The organism is Auritidibacter ignavus, assembly GCF_029853775.1.
GTDB classification, from domain to species: domain Bacteria; phylum Actinomycetota; class Actinomycetes; order Actinomycetales; family Micrococcaceae; genus Auritidibacter; species Auritidibacter ignavus.
In genome coordinates, this window is the sequence record NZ_CP122564.1 from 1,856,721 (window position 1) to 1,871,065 (window position 14,345).

The following is a 14,345-nucleotide window of genomic DNA, read 5'->3' on the forward strand; positions in this document are numbered from 1 at the left end:
GACCTAATCTTCTATGGTAGTCGCACCCTGGCGACGCTGTGCGTCAATCACACGGGATTACCCCAGAGTTTTACTCGGTCGAGCGTGTGAAACGTTTGATCAAGGGGCCGAGATAGTCGTCGAGTTCTTTGACGTTCAAGGCCCGACAAGCCAGCAGATACACCGCGAGCATCACGATTCCGACCACCGCGCAGGTGATCAGTGCGGTGAGAATCGAGGCGTAGGGGAACCCACTGTGATAGCCACCCAAGAGCAACAGCACCAACGCGCCAACCAGCCCGGAGGCCACGGCCGCATACCCGGTGCGCAGGTAGGCGGTGAAGACCTTGCTCGTGTGGTAGTTCCCGAACCGCTTCAGCGTCAAAAAGTGCACCATGAGGAACTGAATGATGTGCACCACCGTGAACAGTAGCGCAATCAGGTGTGCCAGGGAGGCGTTCGGGATGATCGGGGCAAGCAGATAGGCCGAGATCAGCGTGAGCACCGAAGCGGTGCACTGCACGATCATGGGCACCGTGGCGTTCTCGGAGGCGTAGAACACGCGCAACAGATAGAAGTGTGCCGAGCGGAAGGGCATGCCAATGGCCAGTAGCACCAGGATTTGGCCGATTGCTGCCGCGGAGATGGGAGCGGTGTCAGAAGATCCGGAGAACAGTCGCCCGATCGGGGCAGCCAAGACGAGCACTACCATCATGGCAAACATCATCGGTACCGCGAAGCTACTCAGCCCGGCGCCGGTGGTCCACCGGGCTGCGACGGTATCGCGGTCCTGCAGGGAGCGGGTCAACCGGTTGAACAGCACCGTGGCGATCGACAGCACGAACACCGAGTGTGGGAGCACGGTAATCAGTTGCGAGACGTTCAGGGCGTAGAGGCCGGGGACCGCGGCAGCGGCTTCGGGGGTTTCGGCGACAGTGGACCGCGCCTCAGTGGCTCCGGTGACCAGGCGGTTGATGAGTAGGTTGGTGACGTTGCCGACCAGCATGGTGATGATGGTGAATCCGGCCAGCCGACCGGTGGTGCGCAATCCCATCCCGCGCCAGCCAAACTTCAGTTTCAGCCCCAGTCCCAAACGTTTCAGCGGCCACAACAGCACGAGTGCCTGGATAGCAATGCCGAGGGTGTGGCCTCCAGCTAAGACTGCCGTGTGGGTAGGGGACCAGGCGAGTAATTGGTCCTCATCCGACATCCCGGTGTAATGGCCGAAGGTGACGATGTAGGCCACAATCACCAGGATGGCCACCGCGTTATTGGCCACCGGCGCCCACATATAGGCGCCGAAGCGTCCGTGAGCGTTAAGGATCTGCCCGATGATGGCATACATCCCGTAGAAGAAGATCTGGGGCAACGTCCAGAACGCGAAAGCGGTGGCTAAGGCGAGCTTGGGTTCCGACCAGCCCAGGGTGAGCGCATTCATGATCGGATAGGCACACAGCGTGATCGCGATCGTGAAGGCGCCGATGATCAACAAGGCGAGGGTCAGGATGCGGGAGGTGTAGTCGGCGCCCCGGTCGGGTGCTTTGGCAGCCTTAATCAGCTGAGGTACCAGCACTACGTTAAAGACACCACCGGCCAGCAACATGTAGATCACGTTGGGGATGGTGTTGGCGGATTCGAAGACGTCAGCGACTAAGGCGGTGGACCCAATGGCCACGGCGAGCAATGACGTACGAACGAAGCCTAAAATTCGAGACACTAAAGTGCCGGAGGCCATGAGCGCTGAGGCTTTGGTAGCTCCGGCAGAGGATTTCGATTGGTCTTCAGGGACAGGACGCTCGCTCACCGCTGATCTTCCTGGGGTGGGTGCTGGGATGATTTCGATGGCCCAGACGGATGGCGGAAGCGTTGTACCCGCAACATCAACTCGAACGGGGTTGGTGGTGTGGTGGGTTGAGTCGCGGCATCCTGACTGGGCTGACCTGGGTGATCGGCAGGGGTCCGCTCCTCGGTCTGCTGGCAGGAGCCTACCGTTTCGGGCCCGGCGGAGTGGTGCTGCTGTCCGGGGGTGCCGACATTCTGTGACGTGTCGGTAGACTCGTTGTTCCGGTCCCGAGTCGCTGGTGTGGGGCGCAGATTCTCCGGAATGAGCCCGGATGGTAGCCGGCGACGAAGCGGGATGACGCGTCGGGACCGGAATGTCACCGGTACGTGGGTAAAGTACTCGGGTAGCGCCTCTTGGGCGACTTCGACAATTCGGCGTTCATTGACGAAGCTGAGGCGAGCAGAGAGCCGTTCCAGGTCGACCCAGGCAACGTCGATGGCTTCGTGGTCGGGATCGTTCTCAATAGTCAAATTCCCGCCGGTGGCACGCAATAAGAAATGGTGCACGGTTTTGTGCACGCGGTGTCCGGGAACGGTAAACCAGTAGTCAATGGAGCCCAGCGCAGTCAGCACTGTTCCCGAGATCCCGGTTTCTTCGGCGACTTCTCGTTCGGCGGCGGCGTGGTGATCTTCTTCACCCTCCGGATGGCCCTTGGGCAGGACCCATTCCAGCCGGCCTCCGCGGTTATAGCGGGCAATGATGGCTACCTGGAGCCGGCCGAGACGTTCCCGCACGACCATGCCCCCGGCCGAAATCTCTTCCACTGTGGGCAATTGGGCATCCTCGCGCGGACGGGGGGTACGCCGTGTAGGATCGAAACGATCGATTCGTGCCGGGCGTGTGGGTTCAGCGTTTTCGGGCGTACCGGAGCCCCAGCTATTCCAGGGGCGTCGTGGTGACCGAAAACGAGACATGTTGTCCACTCTATCCCGATTACCTCATCACCGAACTGAAGCTACGACTGCATGCCCACGATTCGCCAGCGACACCAACCAACCACCCAGAGACCACGCCGAGACGATACTGTGATTCAACACCCCGACGACGCCCACGCACTCAACGCTGCACGACCGTTACCCGCTGGTTTTCCTCACGGAGCCACGGTGCCGGGGCTCGTGGTAGAACTGGGTAACATATTTCAGCAGGCCGGTTTCGAGCTGGCTCTGGTCGGCGGACCGGTGCGCGATATCTTCCTCGGGGTGGCGGCTGTGGATCTGGATTTCACCACCGACGCCACTCCGGAGCAGATTACTGAGGTGTTGGGCACCTGGCCGGATGCGATCTGGGATATTGGGGCCGCGTTCGGAACCATCGGGGCCCGTAAGGCCGGCTGGCAGGTGGAGATCACCACCTACCGGGCCGAAAAATACGACCCCGAATCGCGCAAACCGCAGGTGGTCTTCGGCCACGACCTCACTGACGACTTGTTGCGTCGGGATTTCACCGTTAACGCGATGGCCCTGAAACTCCCCGACCTCGAGCTGGTTGATCCCTTCGGTGGCATTCGGGATCTGTTCGCCGGGAGACTACGAACTCCGGGCAGAGCCGAAGCTTCATTCTCCGATGACCCGTTGCGGATGATGCGGGCCGCCCGGTTCATGTCGCAATTGCGCTTGTCGGTAGCCGATGACGTACGCACCGCGATGATCGAGATGGCCGAACGCATTAACATCATCTCTGCCGAACGGGTCCGTGATGAGCTGGTCAAGCTGATGATCGGGGCCGATCCGCGGGCCGGTTTGGAACTGTTGGTCCAGACCGGACTGGCTGAGCACGTCCTCCCCGAACTGCCGGCCCTGCGACTGACCATGGATGCCGCCCACCATCATAAGGACGTCTACCAGCACTCGCTGAAGGTGCTGGAGCAAGCCATGGAGTGGGAACCGGAGTATGTGTCGGCACCGAATTTCGTGCTCCGTTTCGCAGCGGTGATGCACGATATCGGCAAACCCGCCACCCGTCGGTTTGAGAAAAACGGGGCGGTGACCTTCCGCCACCACGATGTGGTCGGAGCAAAGATGGTCAGGTCCCGGATGAAGGCTTTGCGCTTTGATAAAGAAACCATCCGGGCGGTGTCCACTCTGGTCGAGTTGCACATGCGTTTTTACGGGTACGGAGATGCTGGCTGGGGTGATTCGGCGGTGCGCCGCTACGTGACCGATGCCGGGGATATGTTGCACCATTTGCACGCGCTGACCCGCTCGGATGTCACCACCCAGAATAAACGTAAGGCCAACCGGTTAGCTCACGCCTATGATGACCTCGAACAACGCATTGAGCAGTTGGCGGCCGAAGAAGAATTGGCGAAGATCCGCCCCGATCTCAACGGCCAACAGATCATGCAGATCCTGGGGATTTCCCCGGGACCGTTGGTCGGACGTGCCTACCAGCATCTGCTGGACTGGCGGTTGGACCAGGGCCAGCACACCGCCGAGGAAGCCGAAGCCGAGTTATTGCGCTGGTGGGAGCAACAACCCGAATCCCACACGAAAGCGGAGCCGAGGGATGAGTGATGGAGTCTGGTACAATCCGATGTCGTGGACCGCACCGTGGTTCGTGATTTGGTTGGGGCTCTATGTGGTGATCTGGGCCCGCGCCGGCGGCACCTATTTACTAGGTCGTGGCATTCGCACCGGGGTGGGTCGGACGCACACTCGGCTGGCGCGGGTATTACAGACCGACGGGTATCAGCGCGCCGAGCGAGCGATTGACCGGTGGGGCGCCCCAGTGGTGGCGTTGAGCTTTCTCACCATCGGATTCCAAACGCTGGTAAATTTCGCCGCCGGGGTGACCCGGATGCGGTGGTTCCGTTACGTCCCCGCGCTCGCAGTGGGCGGGGCGGCCTGGGCGGCAATTTACGCCACGGTCGGGGTGGTCTCCTTCCGGGCGCTGAGCTACTTTTTTACCCGGTGGCCGGTGGCCACCGGCGTAGTGGTGGCCTTGATCGTGATCGCGCTCGTCATCTGGTTCGTCGTGAAACTCCGAGGTCGGCACAACAACGTTTAGGCTGGAGGTATGAACGACGCTGAGATCTCTGCCACAGCCACTCTGCAACCGATTCACGCGATCGCCGAGCGGCTGGGGGTCTCAGCCGAACACCTCATCCCCTACGGCCACACCATGGCCAAAATTGATCTCACCGGTCTCGGGCTCACCGACAACGCGGATGCTCAGCGCAGTCCTGGCAAAGTGGTATTGGTCACCGCTTGCTCCCCGACCCCGGCTGGAGAAGGGAAGACCACCGTCGCGATCGGGCTGGCTGACGGGTTGAACCGCATCGGGGTCAACACGGCCCTGGCCTTGCGTGAGCCGTCATTGGGTCCGGTTTTTGGACTCAAGGGTGGTGGCACCGGCGGCGGGTACGCCCAGGTGGTGCCGATGGATAAGATCAACTTGCACTTCACCGGTGACCTACACGCCATCTCGGCAGCGCACAACTTGTTGTGTGCCCTGGTGGATAACCACATCCACCAGGGCAATCAGCTAGGCATTGACCCGCGCACCATCACCATTAAACGGTGCGTGGATCTCAACGACCGGGCGCTACGTCACACCGTGATTGGACTGGGGGGACGCACCCAAGGGGTGCCCCGAGAAGATGGTTTCGAGATTACGGTGGCGACCGAAACCATGGCGATCTTCTGTTTGGCCACCGACCGGAAGGATTTGAAGCAACGACTGTCGCAGATGATCATCGGCTACACCTATGACCAGAAGCCGGTAACCGTCGGTGAGTTGGGGCCCGAGGGTGCCCAAGGGGCAATGGCAGTATTGCTCAATGATGCACTGGACCCTAATTTGGTCCAAACGTTGTCCGGCACCCCTGCGTTGGTGCACGGCGGACCGTTCGCCAATATTGCCCATGGCGCCAATTCGGTGATTGCCACCAATACCGCCCGGGCGCTAGCCGATGTGGTGATTACCGAGGCCGGCTTCGGGGCCGATCTCGGCGCCGAAAAATTCATGCATATCACCGGCCCGGCCGGAGGGTTCAGCCCCGATGCCATTGTGGTGGTCGCCACGCTCCGGGCGCTGAAATATAACGGTGGGGTCAGCGTGGATGAAGCCAACCAGGTCAATCCGGAGGCACTGCGGGACGGGGTGGAGAACCTTGACCGGCACCTCGACCACCTAGCGCACTATGACCGTCCCGTGGTGGTGGCGATCAACACCTTCCCGGACGACACCCAGGAGGAGATAACCTGGCTGATCGACCACTGCCAAGCCCGAGGGGTAACCGCCGAGATCTGTGCAGCGTGGGGACAGGGTGCCGACGGGGCCGAAGCCTTGGCTCGGGTGATCCGAGACCAGCTGCAGGAGACTTCCCACCAACAACACCGACGCGAGCAGGCCGAGCAGCACGCCCCGGATCCCCTCAGTCCGCAGGCGCTGGCGGGCTTGCCCCTCCAGGAGAAAATCTCGGTGATTGCCCGCACGATCTACGGGGCTGACGGGGTGAAATATTCCCCGGCAGCACTGAAACAGTTGGACGAGCTGGCGGGTACCCCGGCGGAGTATCTGCCCGTGTGCGTGGCCAAAACCCCGTTCTCCTTCTCTGATGACCGGACAAAACTCGGGGCACCGACCGGGTTTCAGCTCACCATCCAGCGCGTGCGGCTACGAGCCGGTGCGGGATTCGTGGTGGTCTACACCGGACGGATTATGACCATGCCCGGGCTACCGAAACATCCCGCTGCCGAGGCGATGGACGTTGCAGACTCCACCGGTGAGATTCTGAATATCTTCTAGGACTCGAGACTGCTAGAACCCGAAAACAGACACCTAGCGCTCAATCTCGCCACGAATAAAGGCCTCCACCAGTTCGCGGGCGTGCTCATCGCGGTGCTGGACCGGTGGGGACTTCATGAAATAGGAGGAGGCCGACAGGATCGGTCCACCGATGCCACGATCCAAAGCGATCTTGGCAGCCCGGACCGCATCAATGATCACACCGGCGGAGTTTGGGGAGTCCCAGACTTCGAGTTTGTACTCTAACGACACCGGAGCATCACCGAAGTTGCGCCCCTCCAGCCGGACGAAAGCCCACTTGCGGTCATCGAGCCACTGCACGTAGTCAGACGGGCCAATATGGACGTTGCGGTCTTCCAGTTCGGTGTCCAGATTAGAGGTCACCGCCTGGGTCTTGGAAATCTTCTTGGACTCCAACCGCTCGCGTTCCAACATGTTTTTGAAGTCCATATTGCCACCGACATTCAGCTGGTAGGTCCGATCCACGGTTACCCCGCGGGCTTCGAACAGTGCTGCCATGGTGCGGTGGGTGATGGTGGCCCCGATCTGGGATTTAATATCGTCGCCGACAATCGGCACCCCGGCCTCGGTGAACTTCTGCGACCACTCTTCGGTCCCGGCAATGAAGACCGGTAGTGCATTCACAAAGGCCACCTTGGCGTCCACGGCGGCTTGCGCGTAGAACTTATCGGCCTCTTCAGAGCCCACCGGAAGATAGGAGACCAGCACGTCGACCTCACGATCGCGCAAGACCTGGGCCACATCGACTGGATCAGCGACAGATTCGGTGATGGTTTCGCGGTAGTACCTCCCGAGACCATCCAGGGTCGGGCCACGCTGGACCTGTACACCGGTAACAGGGACTTCGGCCAGGGTAATGGTGTTATTCTCCGAGGCGGTGATGGCCTCAGCAATGTCCAGCCCCACCTTGGCCTGATCGACATCAAAGGCCGCCACGAACTCCAGGTCGCTGACATGATAATCGCCGAAACGTACGTGCATCAATCCGGGTACCACATCAGAATCAGCGGCGTCCCGGTAATAGTGCACACCCTGAATCAGGGAGGAAGCACAGTTCCCCAACCCTGCGATCGCAACTCGAATTGCAGACAACGAGATACTCCTTTTGTTTTTAAACCTCATCTACTCTACGACAGCCCGGAGGTGACCGAAGAGAAACCGGCAGGTTTTTACACCCTGATCGCTCACACCACGTAAACTGTGCCTCATGGCCACCCGCGCACAACAGCAACAGCCACGCACGCCTGTTGCTCCTTCTCGAACTGACCCGCTTCTCGCCCGGCTGACCTCCGAGAAAATTGGCCCGATCGGACGACGTAGCGCACCTGGTCGGACCGGTGGCGGGTTTTTCACCCCCATGCGGGTGCTGATCCTGATGACCACCCTGGCGGCGTTGTTGGCGGTGCTACAAAAATCACCGTGCCGTCTTGAAGGCTGGTCCCAACCCTTCGTGAACTTCGCCGGATGCTACTCCGACTGGACCGCGTTATACGGTGGTCGCGGTTTCGACGAGAACCCCTTCGCACCCTTCATGGAGGCCTCCACGTTCGAATACCCGGTGCTGATCTCGGTCGTGGCCTCCCTGACGGCAGCACTGACCCACTTCTTTAACCCCGACCGGCCCTCGTTACTGTACTTCGACATCAACTTCGTGCTGGTCTTCGCCCTGTGGGTCATCACCGTGGTGGTCGTCGCCAAGTCCTCGGTGCGGCGCTTCTGGGATGCCGCGATGGTGGCCGTCGCCCCGGGCATGATTCTGGCGTCCTCTATTAACTGGGACATGTGGGCGGTGGTCCCCCTGATCCTGGGTCTGTGGCTGTTTGGTGGCAAGAAGTACTTTTGGGCCGGCGTCCTGTTCGGCATCGGCATCTCGGCGAAAATCTTCCCGTTACTCGTCTTCGGGGCCATCCTCGTGCTGGCGGTCCGTACTCTGGTCTTCCGCCCATTGGTGCTCAGCGCGGCCGGAGCGGCCACCTCCTGGCTAGTCCTCAACGTGCCACTGATGCTGACCAACTATGAGGCGTGGTCGTTGTTCTACACCTTCTCCGCCGACCGTGGGCCCGGCTGGTCCTCGGTCTGGAGTATGTGGAACGTATTCAACGACAGCCACCCGGTCACCGCCGAATCCCTGTCCTACTTGTCCGTGGGTGCTGTCGCGATCTGCTGTGCTTTCATTTTCGTCATCGGCACCACCGCACCGGTTCGTCCCCGCATGGCGCAACTGGTGTTTCTCATCGTGGCCAGCTTCGTGCTGTTCAATAAGGTCTACTCACCACAGTTCGTGGTGTGGCTGATCCCGCTGGTGGCCCTGGCCTTGCCCAATTGGCGTGACTTTTTGATCTGGCAATTCGTGGAAGTGTTGCACTTTTGGGCGGTCTGGGCCCATCTGTCGCATTTTACCTCCGAACACAACACCCAGCACCTCTTCGATGAACGGCTCTACGGTCTGGCCGTGGCCGCACACATGTTGGCCACCTTCTATCTGATGGCCCGGGTGGTCTATCAGATCTACCGGCCTGAAACCGACCCGGTGCGCACCAGCCTGCCCGTCTTCGACTCCAGCCTGCGCGGTGAGGCTTCGAAGAATCTGGCCTGGGATGACCCGCTGGGTGGAGACTATGACGGCGCACGCGACCGTCTGCCATTCCTCATCCCTGTAGCCCAACCCGTCGGCAAACATGCCGATCACAGCGAGCCCGAACCCGTTGAAGTTGGCGCGGCCGAGCACCAGGGGATCTGGACACCCATCACCCTTGAGCACAAACAGTAGGGTGGAGTTCATGAGTCACCTCGATGAACTGGTCCGTCTGATCTCTGATGCTCCGACCTCATGGCACGCTGCCGACTATGTAGCTCGGGAAGCTATCGCCGCTGGCTTCACCCGGCTGGAGGAAACCGAGCCCTATCCGCTAGCCCCGGGTGGTTACGTGGTCGTCCGTGATGGTGCGGTGATCGCCTGGATCCAGCCGGAGGCCACCGGCGAGGACTCAGCGACGCTACCGGGCTTTCGCATTCTGGGCGCTCACACCGATTCCCCGGGGTTCAAGGTCAAGCCCAGCCCGGATACCACCACCGCCGGCTGGGCCCAGGTCGGTGTTGAGGTGTACGGGGGACCGCTGGTCAACTCCTGGTTAGACCGCGACCTGGCCTTCGCCGGACGCCTGGTATTACGCGATGGCAGCACCAAACTGGTCACCACCTCCGCGATGGCGCGCATCCCGCAGCTGGCTATCCACCTCGATCGCGAGACCGATCGGGGGCTGACTCTGAATCGACAACAGCACCTGATGCCGATTGTGGCCACCGCCTCCGGCGACTCCGCAACCACCATTGTGCACGCCATCGCCGAAGAAGCCGGTCTCTCGGCAGACCACGTGGTTGCCGCCGATCTGATGCTGGCCGATACTCAACCCCCGGCCATACTGGGCTCGGCCCAAGAATTCTTAGCCGCCCCGCGGATGGACAATCTGGTCTCCGTCTCGGCTGGACTTTCCGCTCTGCTAGAGGTTGCCCACCAGCCAGCGCCCGACCTGATTCCGGTGCTGGCCGCCTTCGACCACGAAGAAGTCGGTTCCCAGACGCGTTCGGGGGCCGCCGGGCCATTCTTAGACGAAACTCTGGTGCGTATCCAGCACAGCCTGGGCATTAGTCCCGAGCAGAGCCCGCGGGTGCGCGCTCAATCCTGGCTGCTGTCGGCCGACTGTGGCCATGTGGTCCACCCCAATTACGTCACCAAACACGACCCGGACCACCACCCGTTGCCCAACCAAGGCCCGTTGGTGAAGATCAACGCCAATCAGCGCTACACCACCGATGCGATGGGACATGCGGCCATGGCCGGGTGGGCCGAGGACGCCGGGGTACCGATCCAAGAATATGTCTCCCGCAATGATGTGCCCTGTGGCTCCACCATCGGTCCGATCGCCTCGACCCGGTTAGGGATTCCCACGGTGGACTGCGGGGTGGGGTTGCTGTCGATGCACTCGGTCCGTGAATTGGTCGGTGCCAAAGACCCAGGCTACTTGACCCGCCTCACCGCCGCCTTCTTTCGCCAGTAGTCAGCACCAGGAAAGCTGGATCTGTAGCACACTTCTCACGGTTCGCGTGGTAATTTCGGCGCAATCACGCTAAACTATTCGAGTTGTTCTTTGACAACAGCACTAAGGAGAACCTCCTGTTACGGAAAGACCGTGACCATAAGCCCGAAGGAGGTGGGTTCGCATGCGTGCATATGAATTGATGGCGCTGATTGACCCGGAGGTCGATGAGCGTACAGTTGAACCGACACTGCGTAAGTACTTTGACAACACCGTTGTCAAAGACGGTGGCTCCGTGGAAGAAATCGATGTGTGGGGTCGTCGCAAGCTGGCCTACGAGATCAAGAAGAACTCGGAAGCTGTTTACGCGGTCGTGAATTTCACCGCTGAGCCGGCCTCGGCTCAGGAATTGGAACGCCAGCTGGGTCTGAATGAGACCGTGTTGCGCACCAAGATCATTCGTCCGGAAGAGCAGAAGGTCACCCTCTAGGGTCACCTCGTCACTGCACAAACACTCAAGCATCGGTTTAACGAGAGCACCAGGAGTACCTCATGGCTGGAGAGCCGGTAGTCACGATTATTGGAAACCTGACCGCCGATCCCGAACTGCGTTTCACCGCATCGGGACAGGCCGTCGCGAACTTCACCATTGCCCAAACTCCTCGGATCTACGACCGTCAAACCAATGAATGGTCCGATGCTGAGACCTTGTTTGTGCGTGCTTCCATCTGGCGTGAAGCAGCAGAAAACGTGGCCGAATCCTTGACCAAAGGAATGCGCGTGGTGGCCCAAGGTCGCCTGAAAGCCCGTTCCTTCCAGACCCGTGAGGGCGAGAACCGCACCAACTGGGAACTGGACGTCGACGAGATCGGCCCGTCGTTGCGCTACGCCACCGCCCAGGTGACGCGTACCCCGCGTCACGGGGGCGGATCCGGTGGTGGTTTTAACCAGAACCCGCCGGCCCAGAACCAGGGCGGCTGGGGTCAAGCTGGTGGTGCCCCACAGCAGGATCCCTGGGGCGGAGCTCCCTCCGCTGGATCCTGGGACACCCCGGATCATCAGGAACCACCGTTCTAAACACCAACCATCCCGCTGACTGCGGGCTCCAGTTATTACTCGAAGGAGCACCACGATGGCTAAGGCTGAAGTACGTAAGCCCAAACCAAAGCCCAATCCCCTCAAGACAGCAGGCATCGACTACATCGACTACAAAGATGTGGCTCTGCTTCGCAAATTCATCTCCGATCGCGGCAAGATCCGTGCCCGCCGTGTGACCGGTGTGACCGTCCAGCAGCAGCGCAAGATCGCTTTGGCGATCAAGAACGCACGTGAAATGGCTCTGTTGCCCTACTCCGGTTCCGGCCGCTGATCTTGAAGTAGAGAAGGAGAGAGTAGACATGGCACAGCAGAAACTCATTTTGACCCAGGAGATCCCCGGCCTCGGTATTGCCGGCGATGTCGTCGAGGTCAAGAACGGTTACGCTCGCAACTACCTGATCCCGCGCGGTTTCGCTACTCGTTGGACCCGCGGCGCAGAAAACCAGGTCGAAGAGATCCGCAAGACCCGGGCAGCTCGGGCCATGGCGAACCTGGAAGAAGCTCAGGCGCTGGCCGAGAAGCTCCAGCAGCAACCGGTGCAGATTCAGGTGGCCTCCGGTGAGACCGGTCGTTTGTTCGGCTCGGTGACCTCCTCAGACATTGTCGAGGCCTTGGAAGCAGCCGGCCACGAGTCGATCGACCGTCGCAACGTCGTCTTGACCGACAGCATCCGTTCGCTGGGTAACCACTCGGTGCAGATCCGTCTGCACGACGACGTGATTGCTCAGGTGGAACTGGCTGTCGTTCCGGCCCAAAAGAAGAAGAAATAAGCTTCTTCGCTCTGGCTAGACCCGGATTGCGTTGAGAGAACCCCGGGGCAGGTGTTGACCATCATCTGGTCACCCGCCCCGGGGTTTCGTTGTCTCCCCCAGTGGGCTGGCAGGGCTGTGTTAGCTTTGAGCTATGTCTGAATCTGCTGTGGCCACCACCCTGGAAGAGATCCAAGAGAACCTCTACGCGGTTCGAGGACGGATTAACGCTGCTGCCAACCGTGTCGGGCGTGATCCCCGGGATGTGCGTCTGATCCCGGTGACCAAAACCGTGGCGGAACAGCGCCTGCGCACCGCCTATCAGGCAGGCATTCAGACCTTCGGTGAGAATAAAGTTCAAGAGGCCCACCAAAAATACCAGGCCATGAACGACTTGGAGATCACCTGGTGCATCATCGGGCCATTACAGTCCAATAAGACCCGAGAGGTGGCCGAATTTGCCGATGAGTTCCACGCCCTAGACCGGGTCAAGATCGCTCGCAGACTCCACGACCAGCTCACCGAAGCCGGACGGGACCTGTCGGTGTTGATCCAGGTCAATACCTCCGGGGAAACCACCAAATCCGGTCTCGACCCGACAGAACTCGGCCCGTTTGTTGACCAGATTCAGGATTTCACGGCACTTCGGGTCAACGGATTGATGACCATCGCCGAGAACTCCGATGACGAGGATGCGATCCGGAATAATTTCCGGCAGCTGCGCGCGTTGCGCGATGAACACCGCGACCAACTCGGGGCCGGAGATCTGTCCATGGGCATGTCAGCCGACTTTGAGATTGCCATCGAAGAAGGAGCCACCATGGTCCGAATCGGTTCTGCGATCTTCGGCGCGAGACCTCCCCACGGCTCGGCACAGGCCTAACGTGCACAGCACCTCTGCCGGGTAGTGTTGCTGGGGCTGTGGGGTACTTCTGGGCCACTGATGAAACTCAATCAGGCGCGCCACGGGCCATGCTGGGCCGTGACCGCTGGGTAAGGTGCTAGATTCTCTGCCAAGTAGCCCCTATGCGGAGAGTGAGTACAGCGCGCCATGGTCGATCGACTTCACGATATCTGGGACCACATCAACGAAGCCCAGGGAACATTCGGGTCCACCACCAACTTCGTCTTTGACGACATCACCGCCACACACGTGGCAGGGCACGCTGAACTGGGCCCAGACCACCACCAGCCCTGGGGAATCGTCCACGGAGGCGTCTACGCCACCATTGTGGAGTCAGTGGCCTCGGTAGGTGCCAGCTACGCCGTGAAGGACCAGAACATGTTCGCGGTGGGCTTGCACAACGGCACTGACTTCTTGCGTCAATTTAGTGCCGGCACCGTCCTCGTTGAAGCCAATGCCCTCTACCAGGGACGCACCCAGCAACTCTGGGATGTCGTCATTACCGCCGAAGCCACCGGCAAAGTCTTGGCCCGCGGACAACTTCGACTCCAGAACCTTCCCGCTCCGGAAAACCAAGGCTGATCTGGCCCTTTAATGTGAAGCAATGCACGTAGCGTGGGAGAACCACACTGGTGTAATTTATCCACGGCTGTGGGTAACCCTGTGGATAACTCCGTGTGGTGTGGAAAACACTCCTTGTACTCGCCCGTCATGGTGCTGTCAAGTCGGCCAAAGTGAGTGCAAATTATTTTTAAGTCACAGGCTGTGATTCATAAAAGCCCTAGTCAAAGCCGAATCCGCGGATGATCACCTGGCTGAATCAACAGGTTCTTGAGAATTTTTACACAGGCTAATCCACTCTTTCCACAGGTTATCCACAGGAAAAGAATTTTGGGGGTTTGCTGAGGCTGTTTTCCCCGAGTAGTGTCGCTATATCGCCTCTCGGCCGGTGGGTATTGGCAGGT

At 60.2% G+C, this 14,345-nt stretch carries 13 protein-coding genes and 1 pseudogene; 11 read left to right on the plus strand and 3 right to left on the minus strand.

Translation table 11 applies throughout. The annotated features are described in order from the left end of the window. Nucleotides 1-70: 70 nt before the first annotated feature. Together murJ and QDX22_RS08560 are read right to left on the minus strand one after the other, a co-directional pair. On the minus strand, nucleotides 71-1,783 hold the full coding sequence (gene murJ, locus QDX22_RS08555) for a murein biosynthesis integral membrane protein MurJ (RefSeq protein WP_279672659.1): 1,713 nt from the start codon (nucleotides 1,781-1,783) through the stop codon (nucleotides 71-73). Between the two features lie 374 nt (nucleotides 1,784-2,157). Next, nucleotides 2,158-2,736: pseudogene (locus tag QDX22_RS08560) on the minus strand (NUDIX domain-containing protein); the annotation flags it as partial. 51 nt (nucleotides 2,737-2,787) lie between these two features. Between QDX22_RS08560 and QDX22_RS08565 the strand changes: the two are divergent. The 3 genes from QDX22_RS08565 to QDX22_RS08575 are packed head-to-tail and all read left to right on the plus strand — an operon-like array spanning nucleotide 2,788 to nucleotide 6,571. After that, a complete protein-coding gene (locus tag QDX22_RS08565) occupies nucleotides 2,788-4,335 on the plus strand; it encodes a CCA tRNA nucleotidyltransferase (RefSeq protein ID WP_279672660.1) in 1,548 nt (515 codons plus the stop codon). Then, nucleotides 4,328-4,828, plus strand: a complete 501-nt coding sequence (locus tag QDX22_RS08570) for a DedA family protein (protein ID WP_233242752.1) — start codon at nucleotides 4,328-4,330, stop codon at nucleotides 4,826-4,828. The genes QDX22_RS08565 and QDX22_RS08570 overlap by 8 nt, the downstream gene beginning before the upstream one ends. Before the next feature lie 9 nt (nucleotides 4,829-4,837). Beyond that, nucleotides 4,838-6,571 (plus strand): formate--tetrahydrofolate ligase, encoded by a 1,734-nt coding sequence (locus tag QDX22_RS08575; RefSeq protein ID WP_279672661.1) that lies wholly within the window; start codon nucleotides 4,838-4,840, stop codon nucleotides 6,569-6,571. A gap of 33 nt (nucleotides 6,572-6,604) precedes the next feature. On the opposite strand, the gene QDX22_RS08580 is transcribed toward QDX22_RS08575, so the two are convergent. Next, nucleotides 6,605-7,714 (minus strand): inositol-3-phosphate synthase, encoded by a 1,110-nt coding sequence (locus QDX22_RS08580; RefSeq protein ID WP_208392265.1) that lies wholly within the window; start codon nucleotides 7,712-7,714, stop codon nucleotides 6,605-6,607. A gap of 85 nt (nucleotides 7,715-7,799) precedes the next feature. On the opposite strand from QDX22_RS08580, the gene QDX22_RS08585 reads away from it, so the two are divergent. From QDX22_RS08585 to QDX22_RS08620, 8 genes are all read left to right on the plus strand, one after another. Continuing rightward, nucleotides 7,800-9,362 carry a glycosyltransferase family 87 protein gene (locus QDX22_RS08585; protein WP_279672662.1) on the plus strand — a complete coding sequence of 521 codons (1,563 nt, stop codon included), beginning with the start codon at nucleotides 7,800-7,802 and terminating at the stop codon, nucleotides 9,360-9,362. Between the two features lie 10 nt (nucleotides 9,363-9,372). Further along, nucleotides 9,373-10,650 (plus strand): M18 family aminopeptidase, encoded by a 1,278-nt coding sequence (locus tag QDX22_RS08590; protein ID WP_279717749.1) that lies wholly within the window; start codon nucleotides 9,373-9,375, stop codon nucleotides 10,648-10,650. Between the two features lie 163 nt (nucleotides 10,651-10,813). After that, complete coding sequence (rpsF, locus tag QDX22_RS08595) at nucleotides 10,814-11,119, plus strand: 30S ribosomal protein S6 (protein ID WP_110100910.1); 306 nt, start codon at nucleotides 10,814-10,816, stop codon at nucleotides 11,117-11,119. A gap of 62 nt (nucleotides 11,120-11,181) precedes the next feature. Continuing rightward, nucleotides 11,182-11,706, plus strand: a complete 525-nt coding sequence (locus tag QDX22_RS08600; protein WP_110098898.1) for a single-stranded DNA-binding protein — start codon at nucleotides 11,182-11,184, stop codon at nucleotides 11,704-11,706. A gap of 55 nt (nucleotides 11,707-11,761) precedes the next feature. Continuing rightward, nucleotides 11,762-11,998, plus strand: a complete 237-nt coding sequence (gene rpsR, locus QDX22_RS08605) for a 30S ribosomal protein S18 (protein ID WP_110110674.1) — start codon at nucleotides 11,762-11,764, stop codon at nucleotides 11,996-11,998. A gap of 28 nt (nucleotides 11,999-12,026) precedes the next feature. Next, nucleotides 12,027-12,497, plus strand: coding sequence for a 50S ribosomal protein L9 (gene rplI, locus QDX22_RS08610; RefSeq protein WP_110122523.1), 471 nt, complete (start codon nucleotides 12,027-12,029; stop codon nucleotides 12,495-12,497). Between the two features lie 133 nt (nucleotides 12,498-12,630). Further along, a complete protein-coding gene (locus QDX22_RS08615) occupies nucleotides 12,631-13,359 on the plus strand; it encodes a YggS family pyridoxal phosphate-dependent enzyme (protein WP_122548974.1) in 729 nt (242 codons plus the stop codon). 168 nt (nucleotides 13,360-13,527) lie between these two features. Then, complete coding sequence (locus QDX22_RS08620; protein WP_279717750.1) at nucleotides 13,528-13,962, plus strand: PaaI family thioesterase; 435 nt, start codon at nucleotides 13,528-13,530, stop codon at nucleotides 13,960-13,962. Nucleotides 13,963-14,345: the final 383 nt, after the last annotated feature.